The sequence below is a fragment of the Microbacterium sp. K2 genome, assembly GCF_051365005.1.
Lineage (GTDB): Bacteria > Actinomycetota > Actinomycetes > Actinomycetales > Microbacteriaceae > Microbacterium > Microbacterium foliorum_B.
Genome location: NZ_JBLWII010000001.1, coordinates 2,157,771 through 2,176,772 on the forward strand (window position 1 = coordinate 2,157,771; position 19,002 = coordinate 2,176,772).

General features: G+C 67.6%; 20 protein-coding genes. 12 read left to right on the forward strand and 8 right to left on the reverse strand.

The features are described 5' to 3' along the window. The first annotated feature begins 86 nt into the window (after positions 1-86). From ACLKOY_RS10470 to ACLKOY_RS10485, 4 genes are all read left to right on the forward strand, one after another. Positions 87-956 carry a hypothetical protein gene (locus ACLKOY_RS10470; RefSeq protein WP_436453566.1) on the forward strand — a complete coding sequence of 290 codons (870 nt, stop codon included), beginning with the start codon at positions 87-89 and terminating at the stop codon, positions 954-956. Beyond that, positions 953-1,702 carry a spermidine synthase gene (locus ACLKOY_RS10475; protein ID WP_436453567.1) on the forward strand — a complete coding sequence of 250 codons (750 nt, stop codon included), beginning with the start codon at positions 953-955 and terminating at the stop codon, positions 1,700-1,702. The genes ACLKOY_RS10470 and ACLKOY_RS10475 overlap by 4 nt, the downstream gene beginning before the upstream one ends. Then, positions 1,699-2,538, forward strand: a complete 840-nt coding sequence (locus ACLKOY_RS10480; protein WP_436453568.1) for an SDR family NAD(P)-dependent oxidoreductase — start codon at positions 1,699-1,701, stop codon at positions 2,536-2,538. The genes ACLKOY_RS10475 and ACLKOY_RS10480 overlap by 4 nt, the downstream gene beginning before the upstream one ends. Positions 2,539-2,818: 280 nt before the next feature. Continuing rightward, entirely contained in the window at positions 2,819-3,820 is a 1,002-nt protein-coding gene (locus ACLKOY_RS10485; RefSeq protein WP_436453569.1) for a magnesium and cobalt transport protein CorA, read from the forward strand. Positions 3,821-3,874: 54 nt separating this feature from the next. Here ACLKOY_RS10485 and ACLKOY_RS10490 read toward each other — a convergent pair whose 3' ends face one another. Then, complete coding sequence (locus ACLKOY_RS10490) at positions 3,875-4,348, reverse strand: cytochrome C5 (protein WP_436453570.1); 474 nt, start codon at positions 4,346-4,348, stop codon at positions 3,875-3,877. Between the two features lie 41 nt (positions 4,349-4,389). Here ACLKOY_RS10490 and ACLKOY_RS10495 point away from each other — a divergent pair, with 41 nt between their 5' ends. The 4 genes from ACLKOY_RS10495 to ACLKOY_RS10510 all read left to right on the forward strand — a co-directional run bounded on the left by ACLKOY_RS10495 (position 4,390) and on the right by ACLKOY_RS10510 (position 8,853). Then, positions 4,390-5,121, forward strand: a complete 732-nt coding sequence (locus ACLKOY_RS10495; protein WP_436453571.1) for an SGNH/GDSL hydrolase family protein — start codon at positions 4,390-4,392, stop codon at positions 5,119-5,121. A 305-nt stretch (positions 5,122-5,426) separates the two neighbouring features. Beyond that, entirely contained in the window at positions 5,427-6,155 is a 729-nt protein-coding gene (locus ACLKOY_RS10500) for a Type 1 glutamine amidotransferase-like domain-containing protein (protein ID WP_436453572.1), read from the forward strand. Further along, entirely contained in the window at positions 6,152-7,507 is a 1,356-nt protein-coding gene (locus ACLKOY_RS10505) for an anaerobic C4-dicarboxylate transporter family protein (RefSeq protein WP_311877662.1), read from the forward strand. Before ACLKOY_RS10500 ends, ACLKOY_RS10505 begins: the two co-directional genes overlap by 4 nt. A gap of 17 nt (positions 7,508-7,524) precedes the next feature. Then, on the forward strand, positions 7,525-8,853 hold the full coding sequence (locus tag ACLKOY_RS10510) for a threonine/serine ThrE exporter family protein (protein WP_436453573.1): 1,329 nt from the start codon (positions 7,525-7,527) through the stop codon (positions 8,851-8,853). Here ACLKOY_RS10510 and ACLKOY_RS10515 read toward each other — a convergent pair. After that, positions 8,850-9,806, reverse strand: a complete 957-nt coding sequence (locus ACLKOY_RS10515) for an FUSC family protein (protein ID WP_436453574.1) — start codon at positions 9,804-9,806, stop codon at positions 8,850-8,852. The two genes, ACLKOY_RS10510 and ACLKOY_RS10515, sit on opposite strands and share 4 nt — an antisense overlap. Positions 9,807-9,986: 180 nt before the next feature. Here ACLKOY_RS10515 and ACLKOY_RS10520 point away from each other — a divergent pair, with 180 nt between their 5' ends. The 4 genes from ACLKOY_RS10520 to ACLKOY_RS10535 are packed head-to-tail and all read left to right on the forward strand — an operon-like array spanning position 9,987 to position 12,265. After that, positions 9,987-10,346 carry a PadR family transcriptional regulator gene (locus ACLKOY_RS10520; RefSeq protein ID WP_436453575.1) on the forward strand — a complete coding sequence of 120 codons (360 nt, stop codon included), beginning with the start codon at positions 9,987-9,989 and terminating at the stop codon, positions 10,344-10,346. A gap of 1 nt (position 10,347) precedes the next feature. Further along, positions 10,348-10,719 (forward strand): DUF1048 domain-containing protein, encoded by a 372-nt coding sequence (locus tag ACLKOY_RS10525; RefSeq protein ID WP_436453576.1) that lies wholly within the window; start codon positions 10,348-10,350, stop codon positions 10,717-10,719. After that, a complete protein-coding gene (locus ACLKOY_RS10530; protein ID WP_436453577.1) occupies positions 10,716-11,501 on the forward strand; it encodes an ABC transporter ATP-binding protein in 786 nt (261 codons plus the stop codon). Before ACLKOY_RS10525 ends, ACLKOY_RS10530 begins: the two co-directional genes overlap by 4 nt. Beyond that, positions 11,498-12,265 (forward strand): ABC transporter permease, encoded by a 768-nt coding sequence (locus ACLKOY_RS10535; protein WP_436453578.1) that lies wholly within the window; start codon positions 11,498-11,500, stop codon positions 12,263-12,265. Before ACLKOY_RS10530 ends, ACLKOY_RS10535 begins: the two co-directional genes overlap by 4 nt. A 112-nt stretch (positions 12,266-12,377) precedes the next feature. Here ACLKOY_RS10535 and ACLKOY_RS10540 read toward each other — a convergent pair whose 3' ends face one another. The 6 genes from ACLKOY_RS10540 to ACLKOY_RS10565 are packed head-to-tail and all read right to left on the reverse strand — an operon-like array spanning position 12,378 to position 19,002. Next, positions 12,378-13,853: a lipase maturation factor family protein gene (locus ACLKOY_RS10540; RefSeq protein ID WP_436453579.1), complete on the reverse strand. Its 1,476-nt coding sequence runs from the start codon at positions 13,851-13,853 to the stop codon at positions 12,378-12,380. A gap of 55 nt (positions 13,854-13,908) precedes the next feature. Beyond that, positions 13,909-14,763, reverse strand: coding sequence for an ABC transporter ATP-binding protein (locus ACLKOY_RS10545; protein ID WP_436453580.1), 855 nt, complete (start codon positions 14,761-14,763; stop codon positions 13,909-13,911). Beyond that, positions 14,760-15,554, reverse strand: coding sequence for an ABC transporter ATP-binding protein (locus tag ACLKOY_RS10550; RefSeq protein WP_436453581.1), 795 nt, complete (start codon positions 15,552-15,554; stop codon positions 14,760-14,762). Before ACLKOY_RS10550 ends, ACLKOY_RS10545 begins: the two co-directional genes overlap by 4 nt. A 3-nt stretch (positions 15,555-15,557) precedes the next feature. Then, positions 15,558-16,406, reverse strand: coding sequence for an ABC transporter permease (locus tag ACLKOY_RS10555; RefSeq protein WP_436453582.1), 849 nt, complete (start codon positions 16,404-16,406; stop codon positions 15,558-15,560). Then, on the reverse strand, positions 16,403-17,353 hold the full coding sequence (locus ACLKOY_RS10560) for an ABC transporter permease (protein ID WP_436453583.1): 951 nt from the start codon (positions 17,351-17,353) through the stop codon (positions 16,403-16,405). The genes ACLKOY_RS10555 and ACLKOY_RS10560 overlap by 4 nt, the downstream gene beginning before the upstream one ends. A 5-nt stretch (positions 17,354-17,358) precedes the next feature. Next, positions 17,359-19,002 carry an ABC transporter substrate-binding protein gene (locus ACLKOY_RS10565; protein WP_436453584.1) on the reverse strand — a complete coding sequence of 548 codons (1,644 nt, stop codon included), beginning with the start codon at positions 19,000-19,002 and terminating at the stop codon, positions 17,359-17,361.

The following is a 19,002-nucleotide window of genomic DNA, read 5'->3' on the forward strand; positions in this document are numbered from 1 at the left end:
AAAGTTCGTAATTACGGAAAACAGATGGGCGAGAAGACGGAACCGCGGGCGACGCCGCGAAGCCCGAGAAGTAGGCTGAGGACATCATGGACGAGTTCATCCGGGGCTTCTGGATCTTTGCGGGCAACTACTGGTGGCTCGCCTTCCCGATCCTCGGCATGGCCGGAGGTGCCGCGAAGGCGTGGGAGCGCAGCGCGAAGCGCCGCCACGAACGACGCATCGAGACTCTGCGCCTCAAGGCCGAGATCAAGACCGCCCAACTCGAGGCGCGCAACGGCCGTGCGAAGCGCATCGGCCCGGCCGTCGTCGACACCACGGCATCGGTCACACCGAACACCCTGCTCGAGCGTCTCTTCTCCGAGCACGACGAGATCACCGCCCGCTGGCTCGACTACGAGCTCGACGTCGCGAAGCTCATCGCCTTCCCCGCCATGAGCGACGGCCGCCAGCCGCTGGTCGCCGCCTTCCTGCGGGCCAAGAAGACGGCGGATGCGCTGCGCCCGCCGTCTGCCGACTCGACCGTGACCGAGCGGCAGGTCTCGGAGTACCTCGACGCGGTCGGCGCGTATGCCGTGGCATTCGAGATCGCCGAGAAGGATGCGCGCAGGCTGCGCGACTCGACCTTCACCGAACCCGAGCGCAAGCGTCTGGATCGCGCGCAGCAGTTGCTCAAGGTCGCGGTCGACGAATCCGCCACGCAGGCTGAGCGCAACGTGGCGTACCGCCGTGTGCGCGACGAGCTCGAAGGGCTGATCCTGCTGAGCGACGAGGCCGTGCAGGTGCTCGAGAAGCAGGTGGCCCGCGAGCTGCCCGAGCACGCGACACCCGCAGCAGCGCCCGCTCCGGAGCCCGAGAGGATCGTCCTGCCCTCCGCGACGACAGCTCCCCCGCCCCGGGCCAGAACAGGGGAGCCCGCGCAGCCGAGCGCAGACGACGACCGGGAGACTCCGCGGTGATCACGAGATTCGAAGAACTCGACTGGCAGGAGACGCCGATCGGCGAGCTGACACTGCGCCGACGCACCGAGCCCGCTGTCGGCCAGGAGGTCTATGAGGTCAGACTCGGCGACGAATACCTGATGTCGAGCCTGTTCACGGTGGCGGAGGAGGAGCTCTCGAACCTGGGTCTGGCCGCTGTCGACGGCGACGATCTCTCGGTCCTGGTCGGTGGCCTCGGGCTCGGATACACGGCGGTCGCGGCGCTGCGCGATGACCGTGTGGCCTCGCTCACCGTGGTCGACCGGCTCGGCGCGGTGATCGGCTGGCATCAGAGGCTGCTGCTGCCCGTGTCGGCTGAGCTCGTCGAAGACCCGCGCACGACTCTGGTCGAAGACGACTTCTTCGCCCTGGTTCGGGCAGCGCCGAGCGAAGGCCACCGCGGATACTCCGCGATACTGCTGGACGTCGACCACTCGCCGCGCCATCAGCTCGACCCCACCCACGCCGACCTCTACACCGCAGACGGCCTGCGCGCACTCGACCGGCACCTCGCAGCCGGTGGCGTCTTCGCTCTGTGGTCGGATGATCCGCCCGACGACGACTTCATGCGCGAGATGCACGCCGTGTTCGATGACGCCGTGGCCCACGTGGTCGACTTCGCCAACGCCGTCACGGGCGGGACGTCGTCGAACACCGTCTATGTCGCGCGCAGTCGCCGTGCGACGGACGCGGCTGCCGAGCCCGCACCGAAGGCAGCCTCGTGACCCCGAAGACGGTCGTGCTCACCGGAGCATCCGACGGCATCGGCGCAGCCGCAGCGCGCCAGCTCACCGCATCCGGTCACCGACTCATCCTCGTCGGCCGCTCTGTCGAGAAGACGCGGGCGGTCGCCACCGACACCGGCGCCGAGTGGTTCACCGCCGACTTCACCAGACTCGACGACGTGCGCGAGCTCGCGACGAAGGTCGCGGATGCCGTGGGCGACGGTGGCATCGACGTGCTCGCGAACAACGCGGGAGGCATCTTCGGCGATCAAACCCCGACGGTCGACGGCTTCGAGAAGACCCTGCAGGTGAACCACCTGGCGCCCTTCCTGCTGACGAACCTGCTGCTGCCCCAGCTGCGCACCGGCCACGCGGCGATCATCAACACCTCGAGCGTGGCGCATCGCCTGTTCGCGCGGCTCGACATCGATGACCTCGACAATCGCAAGAACTTCAGCGCGAACCGGGCCTACGGCGACGCGAAGCTCGCGAACGTGCTGTTCACGAAGAGCCTGCACACGAAGTTCCACGACGAGGGGCTGACGTCGGTCGCCTTCCACCCCGGAACCGTGCAGACCAACTTCGCCTCGGACTCGAACACGCTCATGCGGTTCGTCTACCGCACCCCGCTCAAGCGTCTGCTGCTGATCACCAGCGAGAAGGGCGGCAGCACCCTGAGCTGGTTCGTCGAGGGCACGCCCGACGAGACCTGGATCTCGGGCGAGTACTACGACGAGCGAGTGCTGACACGTCGCGTGAATCCGCGCATCGAGGATGCCGCACTCGCCGAGGCGCTGTGGCAGAAGAGCGCCGAACTCGTCGGCATCAGCGCCTGAACGCCTCCGCTCCGCCCGGAGATCGCGTCCAGGATGCAGGAGTATGCTGGCGAGTCGGGTCACAAGACCCCTTCAGAGCGCGAGAGGCGGTGATGGCGATGTCCGGTGATAGTTGCGACGCCGCCTTCGTTGCGTCGCGTCTGACTGCATCCGTGCGTTGAGCTTCGGCTCCGCACCCGCAGGTCTTGCTTCGCAGCCGTCGGCGGCGTCCTCCGCCCCCTGACGAATTCTGCGCACGCCCTCTCTGATCCGGCGTGCGCCTGCGAGAACGGAGCCCATCATGGCCCTCATCGACAACGGCGTGTACGTGCACGGACGCCGAGTGGAGACCCCGAAGAACCTCGACGAGACCTACCGGTCGCTCGACGCCCACGGCGGCATCGCCTGGATCGGCCTGTATCGACCGAGCCCCATCGAGGTCGCCTCCGTCGCGCGCGAGTTCGACCTGCATCCGCTCGCCGTCGAGGACGCGCTCTCGGGCCACCAGCGGTCGAAGGTCGAGCGCTACGGCGACACGCTCTTCGCGGTGCTGCGCCCCGCTCGCTATCGCGACGAGCAGGAGTCGATCGAGTTCGGCGAGCTGCACCTGTTCGTCGGCCCCGACTTCGTGGTGACGATCCGCCACGCCGAATCCCCCGACCTCGCAGCCGTCCGCCGCCGCATGGAGGCGCACCCCGAGCTGCTCGCGATGGGGCCTGAGGCCGTGTTCTACGCGATCCTCGATGAGGTGGTCGACGGGTACGAGCCGATCGTCACCGGGCTGCTCAACGACATCGACGAGATCGAGGACCAGCTCTTCGGCGACAGCGATGACGACGCACTCTCGCGCCGCATCTACGAGCTCTCACGCGAGGTCATCAACTTCCAGCGGGCGGTGCATCCGCTCGCCGGGATGCTGGAATGGCTGCGTCGCGGGTCGGAGAAGTACCGCATCGACGAGGAGCTGCAGCGGTCGCTGCGCGACGTGCTCGACCACGTCATCCGTGTGAACGAGCGGGTCGATTCGTTCCGCGCGATCCTCGAGAACGCCCTCACCGTGCATTCCGCTCTCGTCGCACGACGCCAGACCGAGGCAGGGCTGGCGCAGAACGACGAGATCAAGAAGATCTCCTCGTGGGCCGCGATCATCTTCGCGCCCACGCTCGTCGGCACGGTCTACGGCATGAACTTCGACATCATGCCCGAGCTGCACTGGGCGCACGGATACCCGATGGCGATCGGAGCGATGGCCGCCTTCGCAGTCGCCCTCTACGGGGTGTTCAAGTACAAGAAGTGGTTGTGAGGCCCGGAGGGCTCGGCGGACGTCGCCGCTGAGCCCGTCGAGGTCGTCGACCGCCTAGACCTCGGCACCGTCGCGGTCGCGCACCTCGATGTTGGCGACCTCGAGGTCGTCGTCGAGCTGCACCAGGATCCGCGAGTCGGGAAACTGCCTCGGCGCGTCGAAGGCGATCAGCACCGCGTCGGCGAACACCACGACGGAGGTGGCTTCGAGATCGTCGCGCAGGTCGATCTGCTCGAGCACCGGCTCGTCGTCGACCGCCTCGTCGATGTCGTCGGCGACCTCGTCGATCACCGCACGCCAGCGCGTCTCGGAGACGGAGAGGATGCGCGTGATCGCCTCGAGCAGCGCGTCGTCGTCGAGGGTCTCCTCGTCGTCCTCCAGCTCGGGGTCGACGTTGACCTTGACCACGGCACCGGCGGCGTCGATGGTCGCCCGGCCGTAGACGAGACCGTTCTCGGCGACCGGATCATCGAGCAGGCCGCTGTCGACGATGCGGGCGAGCAGGTGGTCGAGCAGTGGGGAGGACATGAGACCAGTCTTCCACTCACGCCGCCGCTAGGCTCTAGGGCGTGCCGAACGCAGTCTCCCCCGCCTCCGCCGCATCCGATCTCAGCCGCATCGCGGCGTCGCTCGCCGGCCCCGAGCCGCTGAACTGGGTCATCACCGGCGACTCGATCACCCACGGACTCGTGCACACGCAGGGCGGCCGCAGCTATGCCGAGCATCTGCACGAACTGATCCGCGGCGAGCTCGCGCGCACCCGTGACGCCGTCATCAACACGGCGATCAGCGGGCACCGCCTCACCGACATCCTGGACGACTGGGATCGCCGCGTCGCAACGTGGCGGCCCGACATCGTCACCCTCATGATCGGCACCAACGACATGGCGACCGGCCCCGATCGGGTCGCGGTCGAGGCCACCGCGTTCGCCGCCTCGCTGCGCGAGTTCGTCTCGCGCGTGCGCGCCGCGGGCGCGATCGTCGTGCTCCAGACCCCGCCGTCGATCGACGTGGCGAACGCCCCCGACCGCGAGAGGATCGCCGAATTCGCGGATGCCGTGCGCGAGGTCGCCGCGAGCGACGACGTGATCCTCGTCGACCAGCACGCCCGTTTCACCGAGTTCGGCAACGGCGGAGTGCCGTGGGGGCTGATGGGCGACCCGTTCCACCCCAACGCCGCGGGTCACGCCGCGTTGGCCTTCACGCTCGCCAGTGCGCTCGACATCTGCCCGCAGCCCGACCGGGACCGCACCCTGCCGCTGCTCGAGGCGCAGGTCGCGATGGCGCGCCTCAACGGCTGAGCCGACTCGAACGCGTCCGCCCGCGCCACCCGCCCGCGCCCACCCACGTGTGCGGGGTCACTAACGCACCCGAGATCGCCCTCTCCGATGCACAACTGACCCCGCATCCCGTGGAACATGCACAACTGACCCCGCATCCCGTGGAACATGCACAACTGACCCCGCCCGCCGCCCGCGACACCGACAGGACGGCTCCGTCGCGCCGCAAGATGCACTGGTGAATCGATTCGTATACCAGTATCTTGAAGCGCATCCGAAGTCGTACCGCGGGGGAGCGATGAAGGGGGGACGCTGTGTCTCATGTAGTGGCAACAGGTGCAGGCAAGGCGATGATGGAGCGCCGGAACGATCCAACGCACGACTACATCCTCGGGCTCACTCGAAAGAAGAGACCACGAGTGCTGTTCGTCGGCACCGCGACCGGTGACGACGCGGCCTACATCGTGAGTTTCTACTCGACGTATGACTCCGACCGCTGCGCGCCGCATCACCTGCCGCTCTTCCACCGCTCGGTCGACGACCTCGCGGGCTTCGTGAAGGGATTCGACGTCATCCACGTCGGCGGCGGCAACACGGCGAACATGCTCGACGTGTGGAAGCGGCAGGGCCTCGACGAAATCATGCGCGAGATGTGGGAGGACCCCGACTCGAACGTCGTCTTCACCGGAGGCAGCGCCGGCGGCATCTGCTGGTTCGAGGGCGGCACGACCGACAGCTACGGACCCACGCTGCAGGTGCTCCCCGAAGGACTCGGGTTCCTGCACGGCAGCTTCTGCCCGCACTACGACGCGGAGGATCAGCGGCGACCTCTGTTCCACGCGTCTCTCCTCAGCGGCGAGCTCGCCACGGGATACGCGGTCGGCAATCTGCAGTCACTGCACTTCGAGAACTCCGAGTTCGTGACCGCGATCAGCCCGGTCGAGAACGCCCTCGCCCTGCGTGTCGAAGCCATCGAGGGCAAGATCGTCGAGACCGAGCTGGCCACCGAGATCCTCACCGGCTCTGGCCCCATTACGAAGGGGCCGTCGACATGAACGACAACGTGTGGATCCTCATCGCCCAGCTGATCGTCGTCATCCTCGCGATCTACATGGGCACCCGCACCAGCGGGATCGGCCTCGGCGTGTGGGGACTCGTCGGCGTGGCCGTGCTCATCTTCGTCTTCGGGGAGGCCCCCGGCAACGCCCCGGTGGATGCCGTCTTCATCGTCATCACGGTGATCACCGCCGCATCCACGATGCAGGCCGCCGGCGGCATCGACTGGATGGTGTCGGTCGCCGCCAAGGTGATCAGGCGCAAACCCAAGTCGGTCGTCTTCCTCGCACCGGCGATGTCGTTCCTCTTCACGGTCGGAGCGGGCACGGGGAACATCTTCTACCCGTTGCTCCCGGTGATCTACGACGTGTCGTACCAGCAGAAGATCCGACCAGAGCGCGCGCTGTCGGTCTCGGCCGTGGCCTCGCAGGTCGGCATCCTCTGCTCCCCCGTCTCCGCCGCGACAGCCTCGATGGTCGTGCTGCTGGCGCCCCAGGGCGTCGACCTCGGTGGACTGCTGCTGATCATGTGGCCCGCGTCGATCGCCGGTCTCTTCGTCGCCGCACTCGTGATGATGCGGCACGGCAAAGACCTCGAGGACGACCCCGAATTCCAGCGCCGTCTCGAGAGTCACCAGATCAAGCCACCGGTGGTGGACGCGCACGACACGAAGCTGCCGCGCACAGCGGTGCTGTCGGCCGCGCTGTTCCTGATCGGCGTCGGCGTCATCGTGCTGTTCGGGCTCTTCGAGGGGCTGCGCCCGGTGATCGGCACGGATGACGCCGGCGACCCCGTTCGTCTGAGCGTGACCGTCATCATCGAGGTGGTGATGGGTATCATCGCGGCTCTCATCTTCGTGTTCTGCAAGGTCAAGGCCGCAGATGTGCCGAAGCAGCCGACGTTCCCCGCCGGTATCGTCGGTGCGATCGCCCTGTTCGGCATCGCCTGGCTCGCCAACACGTTCGTCGCGGCGAACCAGACGCTCATCGTCGATGGCCTCGGCTCGGTGGTCTCGGGATCGTCGGCGTTCCTCGGCGCGCTGCTCTTCGCGCTCGCCCTGTTCGCCGTCGCGATGCTGACCACGAGCCAATCCAGTGCGACCAACGCGATCGTGCCGATCGGCATCACGATCGGACTGCCCGCGCCGCTGCTGGTGGGTCTCTGGCCGTCGACCATGGGCATCTACACGCTGCCGGCCAACGGCAGCCAGGTCGCGACCGTGGCGTTCGACCAGACCGGCACGACGAAGATGGGCAAGTTCGTCTTCGACCACTCGTTCCAGCTGCCGAACCTCGTCTACGTCGGCGTCGCGATCGTCGTGGGTGTGGTGCTCTCCTTCCTGTTCTCGTGACGCGAGGGTCCCCTGAGATGCCGGTGGACCTCGATCGCTCGGCCCTGCGCCAGTTCCTCCTGGGGCTCGCGCAGGGCATGAACGCGTCAGCCGAGTCGGTCGACCGCATCCGCGACACGGTGACGACGGTCGCAGAGGCCTACGGCGCCGACGACACGGACTTCGTCGTGCTCCCGACGATCATCATCGTCGAGACGGGTGACGACGAGGATTCTCGCGTCGCGATCCGCTCGGCGACCAACGCGTCGTTCCGGTTCGACCAGATCGCCGCGCTGTACGAGCTGATAGCGGAGGCGCGCACGGCGTCGGTGTCGCCCCTCGACGGCATCCGTCGCCTGAACGAGATCGGAGCCATGCGACCTCGCCTGGGCTGGGTCACCCGCACGTTCGGGCACGCCGTTCTCACGACCGGCCTCGCCCTGCTGCTCGCGCCGACCTGGCAGGGAGCGATCGTCGCGTTCGCTCTGGGGGCGGGCATCGGTCTGCTCAAGCTCGTGCGCTCTCCCACTCTGCAGCTGATCATGCCGATAGCGGCGGCGTTCGTCTGCGCGGCCGCGGTGTTCCTGCTCGCCGAGGTCATCGAGATCGGCGACCCGATCCGCCTGCTCATCGCACCGTTGGTCACGTTCCTTCCCGGGGGCGTGCTCACCACGGCGACCGTGGAGCTCGCGTCGGGGCAGATGATCTCAGGCGCCTCCCGCCTGGTCTACGGCTTCGTGCAGCTGGCGCTGCTCGCCTTCGGCATCCTCGCGGCCGGCACCGTCGTGGGTGTCGAGTCCCGCACCTACGAGCCGTTGGAAGTGGCTTCCTCGCTGCCGTGGTGGGTCGCGTTGATCGGCATCCTGGTCTTCGCGCTCGGCAACTACCTGCATTTCTCCGCACCCGCCTCGACGTTCGGCTGGGTGCTGCTCGCGCTCATCGTCGCTTATGCCGGACAGTGGGTGGGGGCGGCGTTGCTGGGCCCCCTCGTGGGCGGGTTCGTCGGCGCCGTCGCGATGGCCGTCGTGGTGTTCTGGATCGGTTCACTGCGGCACGGCACACCGGTGCAGATCACCTTCCTGCCGGCGTTCTGGCTGCTGGTTCCGGGGGCTGCGGGGCTGGTCGGGCTCACCGAGGCCGTCGCCACCGACGGCGGACTCGCCGACTTCATGGAGGCGCTCGTCTCGGTCATGTCGATCGCGCTCGGCGTCCTGATCGGCACCGCGCTCTACCGCGTCGTGCACCATGGCGCGGAGGAGATCGTGCAGTTCGCGGTCGCGGTGCCGACGGCGGTGACGGATGCCGTGCAGCCGCGCCGGTGGGAGCGATTGCTGCCGTGGCGGCGGAGAAGGGCCGACGCGCCCTAGCGACGCACCAGCCGAGCAACCCGCGGCACGATCGCCGCCGCGGCGAGCGCGAGCGTCACGCCGACGAGTGTCATTCCGACGCGTTCCACGAACCAGTGGGCGGGTGTGCCGCTGTCTTCGAGCAGCAGCATCGACAGCACGATGAAGGTCGAGAACAGCGGGAAGACATACCACCGGCTGCCTGCCGTGCCGGTGCCGAGTGTCAGGATCACGACGAGGAGTATCGCGGAGACCGCGGGGAGCGGATGCAGGGCCGCGACGGCGATCGCGAGCAGAGCTCCGGCGACGACCGCCACGGGCCGGCCCCATCCGCGTGTGATCAGCATCGCGTGATTCGGCCGACTCACCATGAGCGCCGCGGTGCACGCCCATCCGGGGTGGTCGACGCCCAGCGCGAAGCCGATCGCGGCACCGATCGCCCCCGCGAGTCCGATCTGGATGCCGTAGACGAGCATGGCCGAGCGCGTCGTCGGGGGTGGCGAGGGGCGCGGGCCGGATGACGAGTCCGGCCAGACCAGAGACACGAGGAACGCGTACAGCGACCCCGAGAGGATGAGCCCCGCACCGGCGAGCCCGGTCGCAACCGACGAGAACGAGAGCCCGACGCCGAGCAGCGGCACCCCGAGCACGAGCACCGGGGTTGCGAGATGCCGTGAACGATCGGCGGCCAGCACGGCGACGACCACGCACAGCGCGAACACCACGAGCACCGCCAGTGCGGGAGTGCGCGTCACCGCCGACCCGAGCAGAACCGAGATCGCCGCGATGCCGCCGACGACGAGGCTCATCGCCCGCTGTCTGCGAGTGCTCGACACTCCGAGCCCCGCCGCGGGGAGCACGCCGACCGCGAGCGCCAGCCCGATCTGCGGGTCGCTCAGCGTCGCGATGCCCGCTGGCAGACCGATCACCGCCCCATGCAGGGCGTTCCTCCACGACCAGGCCAGTGCCGCCATGTGCTCACTCTGGAGTCTCCCGCCCCGGAAGTACAGAACCACGCGCGGCGTGATGCGCAAGCCACCACCGGAATCCACACGAGGAAGATCAGTATTCGGTGTTGCTAAGTACCGGTACTCAGTGTTACTTTGTACCGGTACCCAGCAACACTGAGTACCGACCAACGAGAGGAGGCCTTCATGGGCAAGCAGATGACCGAGATGCTCAAGGGCACCCTGGAGGGCATCGTGCTGGCTCTCCTCGCCGAGCAGCCGGCCTACGGATACGAGATCACCACCCGCGTGCGTGACCACGGATTCACCGACATCGCCGAGGGCACGATCTACGCCCTGCTCGTGCGCGTCGAGCAGAAGAAGCTCGTCGACGTCGAGAAGGTGCCGAGCGAGAAGGGGCCGCCCCGCAAGGTGTACTCCCTCAACCCGGCGGGAACGCAGGAGCTCGACGAGTTCTGGAAGACCTGGAGCTTCCTCACGCAGCGCATCGACAGCCTGCGCACCGACGACAAGACCAACACCGACACGACCAACAAGGAGAACTGACATGGCCGCCAAGTGGATCGAAGCGCTCACCGGATCGCTCGAGCAGAAGAAGCAATACCGCGATGCGAAGAAGCGCATCGACGCGCTCCCCGAGCCCTATCGCACGGTCGCCAACGCCCAGCACCGCTACACGATGTACTACGGCGGCATCACCGACGGCGACATCCTCGTGCAGATCTTCCTCGATCTCGCCGACCTGTGGGAGCGCGCCGCCATCGACAGCACCCCGATCGGCGACATCGTCGGCGACGACCCCGTCGCCTTCGCCGAGACCTACGCCGAGGCGTACGGCGGAACCCACTGGATCGACAAGGAACGCGCCCGCCTGACCGCGGCGGTCGACGACGCGAAGAAGAAGGAGACACGATCATGACCAGCCCCGCCATCGCCGTTCGCGGCCTCGAGAAGTCCTACAAGGATCTTCACGTGCTGCGCGGCGTCGACTTCGAGGTCGAGAAGGGATCCATCTTCGCCCTGCTCGGCTCGAACGGCGCAGGCAAGACCACCGTGGTGCGCATCCTCTCCACACTGCTGAAGTCGGATGCCGGCACGGCCGTCGTGCAGGGAGTCGACGTCACCGCCGACCCGCTCGCCGTGCGGCAGAAGATCAGCCTCACCGGCCAGTTCGCCGCGGTCGACGAGATCCTGACCGGACGAGAGAACCTCGTGCTCGTCGCGAAGCTGCGGCACCTGCCCGACGCCGCGACGGTGGCAGACGACCTGCTCGCGCGGTTCCGCCTGACGGATGCCGGCGCGCGCAAGGTCGGCACCTATTCAGGCGGCATGCGCCGTCGTCTCGACATCGCCATGAGCCTGGTCGGACACCCCGAGGTCATCTACCTCGACGAGCCGACGACCGGACTCGACCCCGAGTCGCGCATCGAGGTGTGGGACGTCATCACAGAGCTCGCGAACACCGGCACCACGGTGCTGCTCACCACGCAGTACCTCGATGAGGCCGAGCAGCTGGCCGACCGCATCGCGATCCTCCACGAGGGCCGCATCATCGCGAACGGCACCCTCGCAGAGCTCAAGCGCCTGCTGCCCGCGGCCAAGGTCGAGTACGTCGAGAAGCAGCCCACCCTCGAGGAGATCTTCCTCACCCTCGTCGGCCCGAAGTCGGGTCCCGCAACCGGAAAGGAGAGCGCAGCATGAGCACGCACTTCGTCGCCGACACCGCGACACTCACCGGCCGCTCGATGCGGCACATCTTCCGCAGTCCCGACACCATCATCACCACGGCGGTCACGCCGGTCGCGCTGATGCTGCTGTTCGTGTACGTCTTCGGCGGTGCGCTCCGCGAGAGCACCGGCGCCGAGAACTACGTGAACTACCTGCTTCCCGGCATCCTGCTCATCGCCATCGCGTCCGGCATCGCCTACACGGCCTTCCGGCTCTTCAACGATCTGCAGAGCGGCATCTTCGAACGGTTCCACTCCATGCCGATCGCGCGATCGAGCGTGCTCTGGGCGCACGTCCTCACGTCGCTCACCGCCAACGGCATCACGCTGGCGATCATCTTCGGCGTCGGATTCCTGATGGGATTCCGCACCGGAGCCGGCCCGCTCGCGTGGCTCGCCGTCATCGGCATCCTGTTCCTCTTCACCCTCGCCCTCACCTGGCTGGCCATCATCGCCGGTCTGAGTGCGAAGACGGTCGACGGGGCGAGCGCATTCTCGTATCCGCTGATCTTCCTGCCCTTCATCAGCTCGGCGTTCGTGCCGACCGAGACCATGCCGGGTCCGGTGCAGTGGTTCGCCGAGAATCAGCCGGTCACCTCGATCGTCGACACCATTCAGGCGCTGTTCGCCGAGAAGCCCGTCGGCACCGAGATCTGGGTCGCCCTCGCCTGGTGCGTCGGCATCCTGATCGTCGCCTACGTGTTCGCGATCATCGCGTACCGCAAGAAGGTCAGTTGAACGTCTGCAGTGAGACGGAACGCTCCGTCCGGGCCCCGCGCCCGGCCGGGGCGTTTCGCCGCGCTCGGCGTCGGTTCTGTCTCGCGCCGTGGGGAGGAGGCCCCCACCCGTCCTACTTCAACCCGAGGGGCCCGAGCACGATGCGCTGCCGCGTGCGCACCCACACCACACCGTCGGAGCGCCGTTCGGCTCGGGTCGCGAAGCGGTAGCGGTACGACACCGCTCGCACCCAGCGCGGCTGCTCGCCGTCGAATGGATCGGTGCGCAGCAGGGCGAGCGTCGGAGCATCGGCTTCGAGCAGCCGCAGCAGGAACACCGTGAACCAGTCGTCGAGTGAGCGCCCGAGCGGCAGAAACCACATCAGCCAGTCGAGTCGCAGGTGGTACGGCGCGAACTGGCGGGGGATGCGACGCACATCGCCCGGCTTTCCCTTGAACTCGTATTCACGCCACAGCAGCCCGTCGTCGTCGACCGATCCCTCGACCACGATCTCGATGCGCTCCTTGGTCACTGTGCCGAACGCGCCGTAGGCGTTGCCGATCTGCCACCGGTTGAAGCTCGCGTTCATCAGCTGACGGTGCGCGAACAGATTGCGCACCGCCGGCCAGCTCAGTGCCACGACGAGCAGCCCGACGGCCGTGGTGATCACGAACCAGTACAGCGGGATGCCGGGCCAGAGAGTCCCGTCCGGGTCCGGTCGCTCAGCGACCGGCACCCCGACCCCCGGCATCCCGATCGCCGAGAACGCGATGACGATCGTCACCCAGTTCAGCCACGCGAAGTTGCCGGTGGCGACGAGCCACACCTGAGTCGCGATCACGATGACGGCGGCGACAGCCCCGACGATCTGCGGCACCGGCCCGGGAACCCACACCGACAGCAGCGGCGCGAACACGAAGAAGGGCACCACGAGCTGCGCGAAGTGGTTGCCGACGACCTCGCCGCGGTGGAACCACCGGGGCAGCAGATGCGCCTGACGGCTGAGCGGCCCGGGCATCGGCTGCGTCTCGTGGTGATAGGTCAGAGCGGTGAGGTCGCGCCACTCCTGCCCACCACGGATCTTGATCATGCCGGCACCGAACTCGACCCGGAACAGCAGCCACCAGAACAGCACGATCACGACGGTCGGCGGCGGCTGGTCGTTCGAGCCGAGGAACGCGGCCAAGAACCCCGCCTCGAGCAGCAGCATCTCCCAGCCGAACGAGTAGAAGGTCTGACCGATGCTGACCACCGACATGTATCCGAGCCACAGCGCGAGGAAGCACAGCATCGGCACCCACGGCGGACCCCACTGCGGGACGCCGATCACGAGCAGCGCCGACATGACGATCCCTGCCCCGCAGAGCAGCACGAGTCGCCGATCGGAGTATCGGATGCGGACGAAGAGGGTCGGATGCAGCATCCGCCGCCGCTCGCTCTTGTCGCCGATCCAGTCGAGCAGCACCGGCGCCGGCAGCAGTCCGTGCTCACCGAGGAGCGCCCGGAACTGATTCAGGGTCGAGAGGAACGCGACGAGATACAGCGCCGCGATGCCCCGCTGCAGGACCTCGCGAGCGAACCCGAAGTCGACCGCCGCGAACCCGTCCACGAGCACAGGCTACGCTCGCGGCACCGCGCCGCGGAGGGGGTTGCGGGACTGCGACCTAGCCCTGCTCTCCGCGGCCGACGACCTCCATGCGCTGAGTGAACGTCATGCGGTCACTCACGACTCGCTCGGGATCCCACCCCGGGCCGGGCGTCGACGCGATCAGAAGCTGCGAGTAGGGATGCTCGGGACTCGTCAGCACCTGCCCCGTGTCACCCTGCTCGACCACGGTGCCGCGGAACAGCACGAGGACGCGGGAGCAGAGTTCGCGGATCACGGCGAGGTCGTGACTGACGAACAGATAGCTCACGCCGGACTCACGCTGGATCTCGGCGAGGAGTTCGAGCACCTGCGCCTGCACGGAGACATCGAGTGCCGACACCGCCTCGTCGAGCACGACGAGGCGGGGAGAGACGGCGAGGGCCCGCGCGATTGCGACGCGCTGTCGCTGACCGCCCGAGAGCTCGTGGGGCTTGGCGTCGGCATGCCGCTCGGTGAGTCGCACGCGATCGAGCAGCTCTGCGATCGTGCGGTCGGGGTGCGGATCCGCAGGCTGTTCTCTCAGCCGCAGGGTTCGCCGCAGCGCCTCCCGCACCGTCAGCCTGCGATCGAGCGACCCGTTCGGATCCTGGAACACCATCTGCACCGCTCGAGCCCGCGCGAGACGCTCGGCCCTGCCCCGCGTCCGACTGAGGCGGTCGACACCGTCGATCACCGCGCTCCCCGCGTCGGCGTGCTCGAGGCCCACGAGAATCCGGGCGATCGTCGACTTGCCCGATCCCGATTCTCCGACGAGACCGAGCGCCTCGCCTGCCTCGATGCTGAAACTCACCCTGTTCACGGCGACGACGTGTTCTGTTCGCGGCCCCATGCGGAAGGCCCGATACAGGTCAGAGACTTCCACCAGACTCATGACGACTCCTTCGTGTCGAGCACAGGGGCGGCGGCGATCAGCGAGAGCGTGTAGGGGTGAACCGCATCCGCGAAGAGCCCCGGCTTCGTCAGCGTCTCGACGATCTCGCCCTGCCTGAGCACATGGATCCGGTCGCAGATCGCTCCCGCGAGGGCCAGGTCGTGGGTGATGAAGAGCATGCCGAGACCACGCTCGCGGATCTGCCGCTGGAAGATGGCGATGATCTCGGCCTGCGTCGTCACGTCGAGCGCGCTGGTCGCCTCGTCGGCGAGCAGGAGAGCCGGGTCGGTGCTCAGCGCCGAAGCGATGACGACTCGCTGAAGCATGCCGCCGGAGAGCTCGTGGGGATACTGCCGCAGACGGCGCTCGGGATGGGTCAGGCCCACCGCGGCGAAGAGCTGGACGATATGCGCGTCGGCACGGCGCCGTTGCCACCCGTGCACGCGGACGAGTCTTTCGGCGAGCGAGTCGCCGATGCGGCGCACGGGGTTGAGCGCTGCGCGTGGATCCTGCTGCACCAGCGAGACGGATGCGGAGCGCACGCGACGCCGCGTCTTCTCGTCGGCATCCACCATCTGGATGCCGTCGATGCGGATGCTTCCTGCGATCGTCGCCTCATCGCCGTAGAGAGCGAGGGCCGCGCGCACCGTCGTGGACTTGCCCGATCCCGACTCTCCGACGAGTCCGACGAGCTCGCCACGGTCCACACCGAGGCTGATGCCGGAAAGGATCCGCACCGCATCTTCGCCCTGCCCGAAGGCGAGATCGAGGTCATGGATATCGAGGAGCATCGCTCATCCCTTCGCAAGCAGTCGGTCGGCCACTCGCACACCGGCGACGTTCACCGCGATGACGACGATGGCGATGGCAGCACCGGGGACGAGCGTCGGCAGGAACTCGCCCTGGATGATGCCGGGCTGTCCCTCGTGCACCATGAGGCCCCATTCGGAGCTCGGAGGCTGCGCCCCGAACCCGAGGAAGCTGAGCGTCGCGAGGCTCATGAGTGCCTCGCCGAAGAGCACGACGAGGTACCCGACGAGCGGCGGGAGCAGGTTCGGGATGACTCCGCGCAAGCAGATCATCAGCCCGCCGAGTCCCTGCACCCGGTACGCGTCGATGTAGGGCCGCGTCATCTCGCTCAACGCCAGGCTACGGGTGTACTTCGCGATGACCGGTGCGTAGGCGAGCGCGAGCGCCACGATCGCGGTGGCCGGCCCCTTGCCGAACACGGCGATGACGAGCACGACGAAGAGCAGTCCGGGGAACGCGAACATCACATCGGTCATGCGCGCCAGGATCGTGTCGATCCACCCCCCTCGCCATGCCGCCAGAACACCGATCGCCACACCGATGGCGGTGGCGATCGCGAGCAGCAGCACCGGACCGATGAGGGTCTCTCCTGCTCCGATGAGCAGTCGTGAGAGAAGATCGCGACCGAGTTGATCCGTGCCGAGCAGGTGCTGGGCGCTCGGTCCTTGCCAGATCGCTGCGAAGTCCACGCCGTCGGCGTCATAGGGGGCGAGCAGCGGGGCGAAGACGGCCGCCACGGTGATGAGCGCGAGGATGCCGGAGGAGATCCAGAACCCGACATCGGATCCGGATCGCCTGCGCCGGCGCACGCGTGGAGGAAGGACCGAGGTCATGCGGACACCACCCTTCGTCTGATGCGGGGGTCGAGCACGGGCAGGAGCAGATCGACGATCGTCGTGACGATCATGTACGCGACGACCATGAAGAGGAGCACGGCTTGCACGACCGGGAAGTCGTGCGTGTTGATCGCATCGACGAGGAGCGAGCCGACGCCCGAGATCCCGAACACCGTCTCGACCGCGACCGTTCCGGCGATCATGCTCGCGATGACGAGCGCGACCATCGTGATGATCGGCCCCCAGGCTCCGCGCAGGACATGGTCGCGCACGATGTACCGCTCGCGAAGCCCCGAGGCGCGGGCGGCCTCGACATGCTCGGAGGAGAACTGCTCGATCATGGACTGCCGCGTCACGCGGCTCACGATCGCGAGCGCGGTTATGGCGAGGGTGAGCGCCGGAAGGGTCAGAGCGTACACACGATCGAGACCGGCTGAACCCGCACCGGCGACGGGGAACCATCGCAGCTCGACGGCGAAGAGCGCGACGAACGCGATGCCCAGCACGAAGGAGGGAACACTGGCGGCGAGGGTCGTGGCTCCGATGATGGCGGTGTCGGCCGCCTTTCCGCGACGGACGGCCGCGACGACGCCGAGCCCGATGCCGAATACCGTGAGCAGGACGGCCGCGTAGGCGACGAGAGACAGGGTGATCGGCACCCTCGCCGCGAGCAGCGCGCTCACCGGCTGGTGGTACTGGAACGACTGTCCGAAGTCGCCCGTGAGCACTCCGGAGGCCCAGTGCCAGTACTGCGCGAGCATCGGCTCATCCAGGTGGTACTGGGCGCGGACGCTCGCGATCCGCTCCGGGGTCAGGTTCTCGGGGTTGCCGATGAGGAACGTGACCGGATCGCCCGGTGCCGCATACATCGCAGCGAAGATGATGAAGGAGGCGATCACCAGCGTGAAGACCATGCCGGCGAGCTTGCGGATCGCGAACGCCATCGCGTCTACTCCTCCGTGCTGCCGAGGTCGATGGCCCACGGGTAGTAGATGAAGGCAGCGGAGGCCGGCACGCCCGTCACGTCGTTCGACATGATGAGCGTCGACGGGGTCGCGACGACCGGGATCCATACGGCATGTTCGACCCAGCGCCTCTGCAGCTCGGTCGTGATCTCGGCACGCTCCGCGTCATCCGTCGCCGCGTAGCCCTCATCGACCAGCGCATCGTATTCCGGGTCGGAGAAGACGCCGAAGTTCACGCTCGCACCGGATGCGCCGTTCTTGTAGAAGCCGAGTGGGTCGTTCTTCGAGATGTAGTACTCGTCGGGCCACAGGTCGGCCTGACCCCGCAGCTCGGAGTCGGAGTAGAAGTCGCCGTACTGCACCTGCGGGATCACGATGATCTCCGCCTCCAGCCCGATAGATTGCGCGGCGGCGACGAGCGCGTTCGCGATCACGTTGTGCGTCGAGGAGCCGTTGGAGGCGACCACGATCGGGGCGGACGGGGCGCCCGCATCGGCGATCAGCTCCTCGGCGGCCGCGAGATCTTCTTCGCTGGGTTGTGCAGGCGCTCCCTCGAGAGCGTCATAGGCCTGCTCGAACGTGTCGACCTCGTAGCCCCATGACCCCGAACCGACCGGAGTCTTCCACGGCTGCGCGAGACCCCCGAAGGCTGCGGTGGCCACACCGGTTCGGTCGAGCGCGAGCGAGAGCGCCCGACGGATGCGCTCATCCTTCAGCGCGCCACGGTCGGTCGTTTCGAGCACCCAGGCGTTCGTCGACGGACCCTGGAACACCGACACATCGGCGCTCTCGACGAAGCTCCTCGCAGCGCCGGCGTTCTCGAGGAAGGATCCCTGCGCCTCGCCCGTCGTGACCGAGTTGGCAATCGCGGTCTCATCGGCCCAGCGAAAGACGACCTCGTTCGTGAGGGCGTCGACATCGGGGTTCCAATAGTCGGCGAACTTGGTGATCGTGAGCTGCGACCCCGCATCCCACGAGGTCACCTCATACGGCCCGCTGCACGCGGAGGCGGAGCCGGGGCTGCCGAAGTCGTCTCCTTCGGCTTCGATGACACGCGGGTTCCAGACGATGCCGCCATCGCCGGCCATCGCCTGCAGCAGGATGGCGTCCGGCTGCGACGTCGTGACGGTGATCTGGTCGTCGCCGGTCTGTTCGATCGAGACCACGTTGCGGTACTCGTCGGATTCGGCAGCGCCTTCCGCCGAGTGACGTTGCATGCTCCACACGACGTCAGCGGTGCTCACCGGGCTCCCGTCATGGAAGAGAGCATCCTGCCTGATCGTGAAGACGAGGTGGGTGTCGTCGGTCCACTGGGCGTCCGACGCGAGCCCGTGGCCGAGCGTGAGATCGGGCTGCACCTGCATGAGCCGATCGCAGACGTTCGCGAGCACCGTGTCGTCGGCTGTGGTGGCATCGATGTCGGAATCGAGCGTCGTCGGCTCTCCACCGAGCATCCACGTCACGGTATCGAGCGGGCCGGAGGCGGCTGGTGTCGTCGCGCCGAACGGGACGTCGAGCTCGGTGCCGGCGTCCTCGCCGCTCGAGCCCGAGCTGCAACCGGCGAGGACGAATGTCGACGCGGCGAGCACGCCGATCGTCGACGTGATGGGGTGATGCTGCTTCTTCAT

Bases quoted from the DNA above. Each gene is read 5' to 3' on its own strand.
- ACLKOY_RS10535 (WP_436453578.1), top strand. From the start codon at position 11,498: ATGAGCACGCACTTCGTCGCCGACACCGCGACACTCACCGGCCGCTCG.
- ACLKOY_RS10560 (WP_436453583.1), bottom strand. From the start codon at position 17,353: ATGGCGTTCGCGATCCGCAAGCTCGCCGGCATGGTCTTCACGCTGGTG.
- ACLKOY_RS10505 (WP_311877662.1), top strand. From the start codon at position 6,152: ATGAACGACAACGTGTGGATCCTCATCGCCCAGCTGATCGTCGTCATC.
- ACLKOY_RS10550 (WP_436453581.1), bottom strand. From the start codon at position 15,554: ATGCTCCTCGATATCCATGACCTCGATCTCGCCTTCGGGCAGGGCGAA.
- ACLKOY_RS10470 (WP_436453566.1), top strand. From the start codon at position 87: ATGGACGAGTTCATCCGGGGCTTCTGGATCTTTGCGGGCAACTACTGG.
- ACLKOY_RS10545 (WP_436453580.1), bottom strand. From the start codon at position 14,763: ATGAGTCTGGTGGAAGTCTCTGACCTGTATCGGGCCTTCCGCATGGGG.
- ACLKOY_RS10490 (WP_436453570.1), bottom strand. From the start codon at position 4,348: ATGTCCTCCCCACTGCTCGACCACCTGCTCGCCCGCATCGTCGACAGC.
- ACLKOY_RS10530 (WP_436453577.1), top strand. From the start codon at position 10,716: ATGACCAGCCCCGCCATCGCCGTTCGCGGCCTCGAGAAGTCCTACAAG.
- ACLKOY_RS10520 (WP_436453575.1), top strand. From the start codon at position 9,987: ATGGGCAAGCAGATGACCGAGATGCTCAAGGGCACCCTGGAGGGCATC.
- ACLKOY_RS10565 (WP_436453584.1), bottom strand. From the start codon at position 19,002: ATGAAGAAGCAGCATCACCCCATCACGTCGACGATCGGCGTGCTCGCC.
- ACLKOY_RS10485 (WP_436453569.1), top strand. From the start codon at position 2,819: ATGGCCCTCATCGACAACGGCGTGTACGTGCACGGACGCCGAGTGGAG.
- ACLKOY_RS10525 (WP_436453576.1), top strand. From the start codon at position 10,348: ATGGCCGCCAAGTGGATCGAAGCGCTCACCGGATCGCTCGAGCAGAAG.
- ACLKOY_RS10555 (WP_436453582.1), bottom strand. From the start codon at position 16,406: ATGACCTCGGTCCTTCCTCCACGCGTGCGCCGGCGCAGGCGATCCGGA.
- ACLKOY_RS10515 (WP_436453574.1), bottom strand. From the start codon at position 9,806: ATGGCGGCACTGGCCTGGTCGTGGAGGAACGCCCTGCATGGGGCGGTG.
- ACLKOY_RS10510 (WP_436453573.1), top strand. From the start codon at position 7,525: ATGCCGGTGGACCTCGATCGCTCGGCCCTGCGCCAGTTCCTCCTGGGG.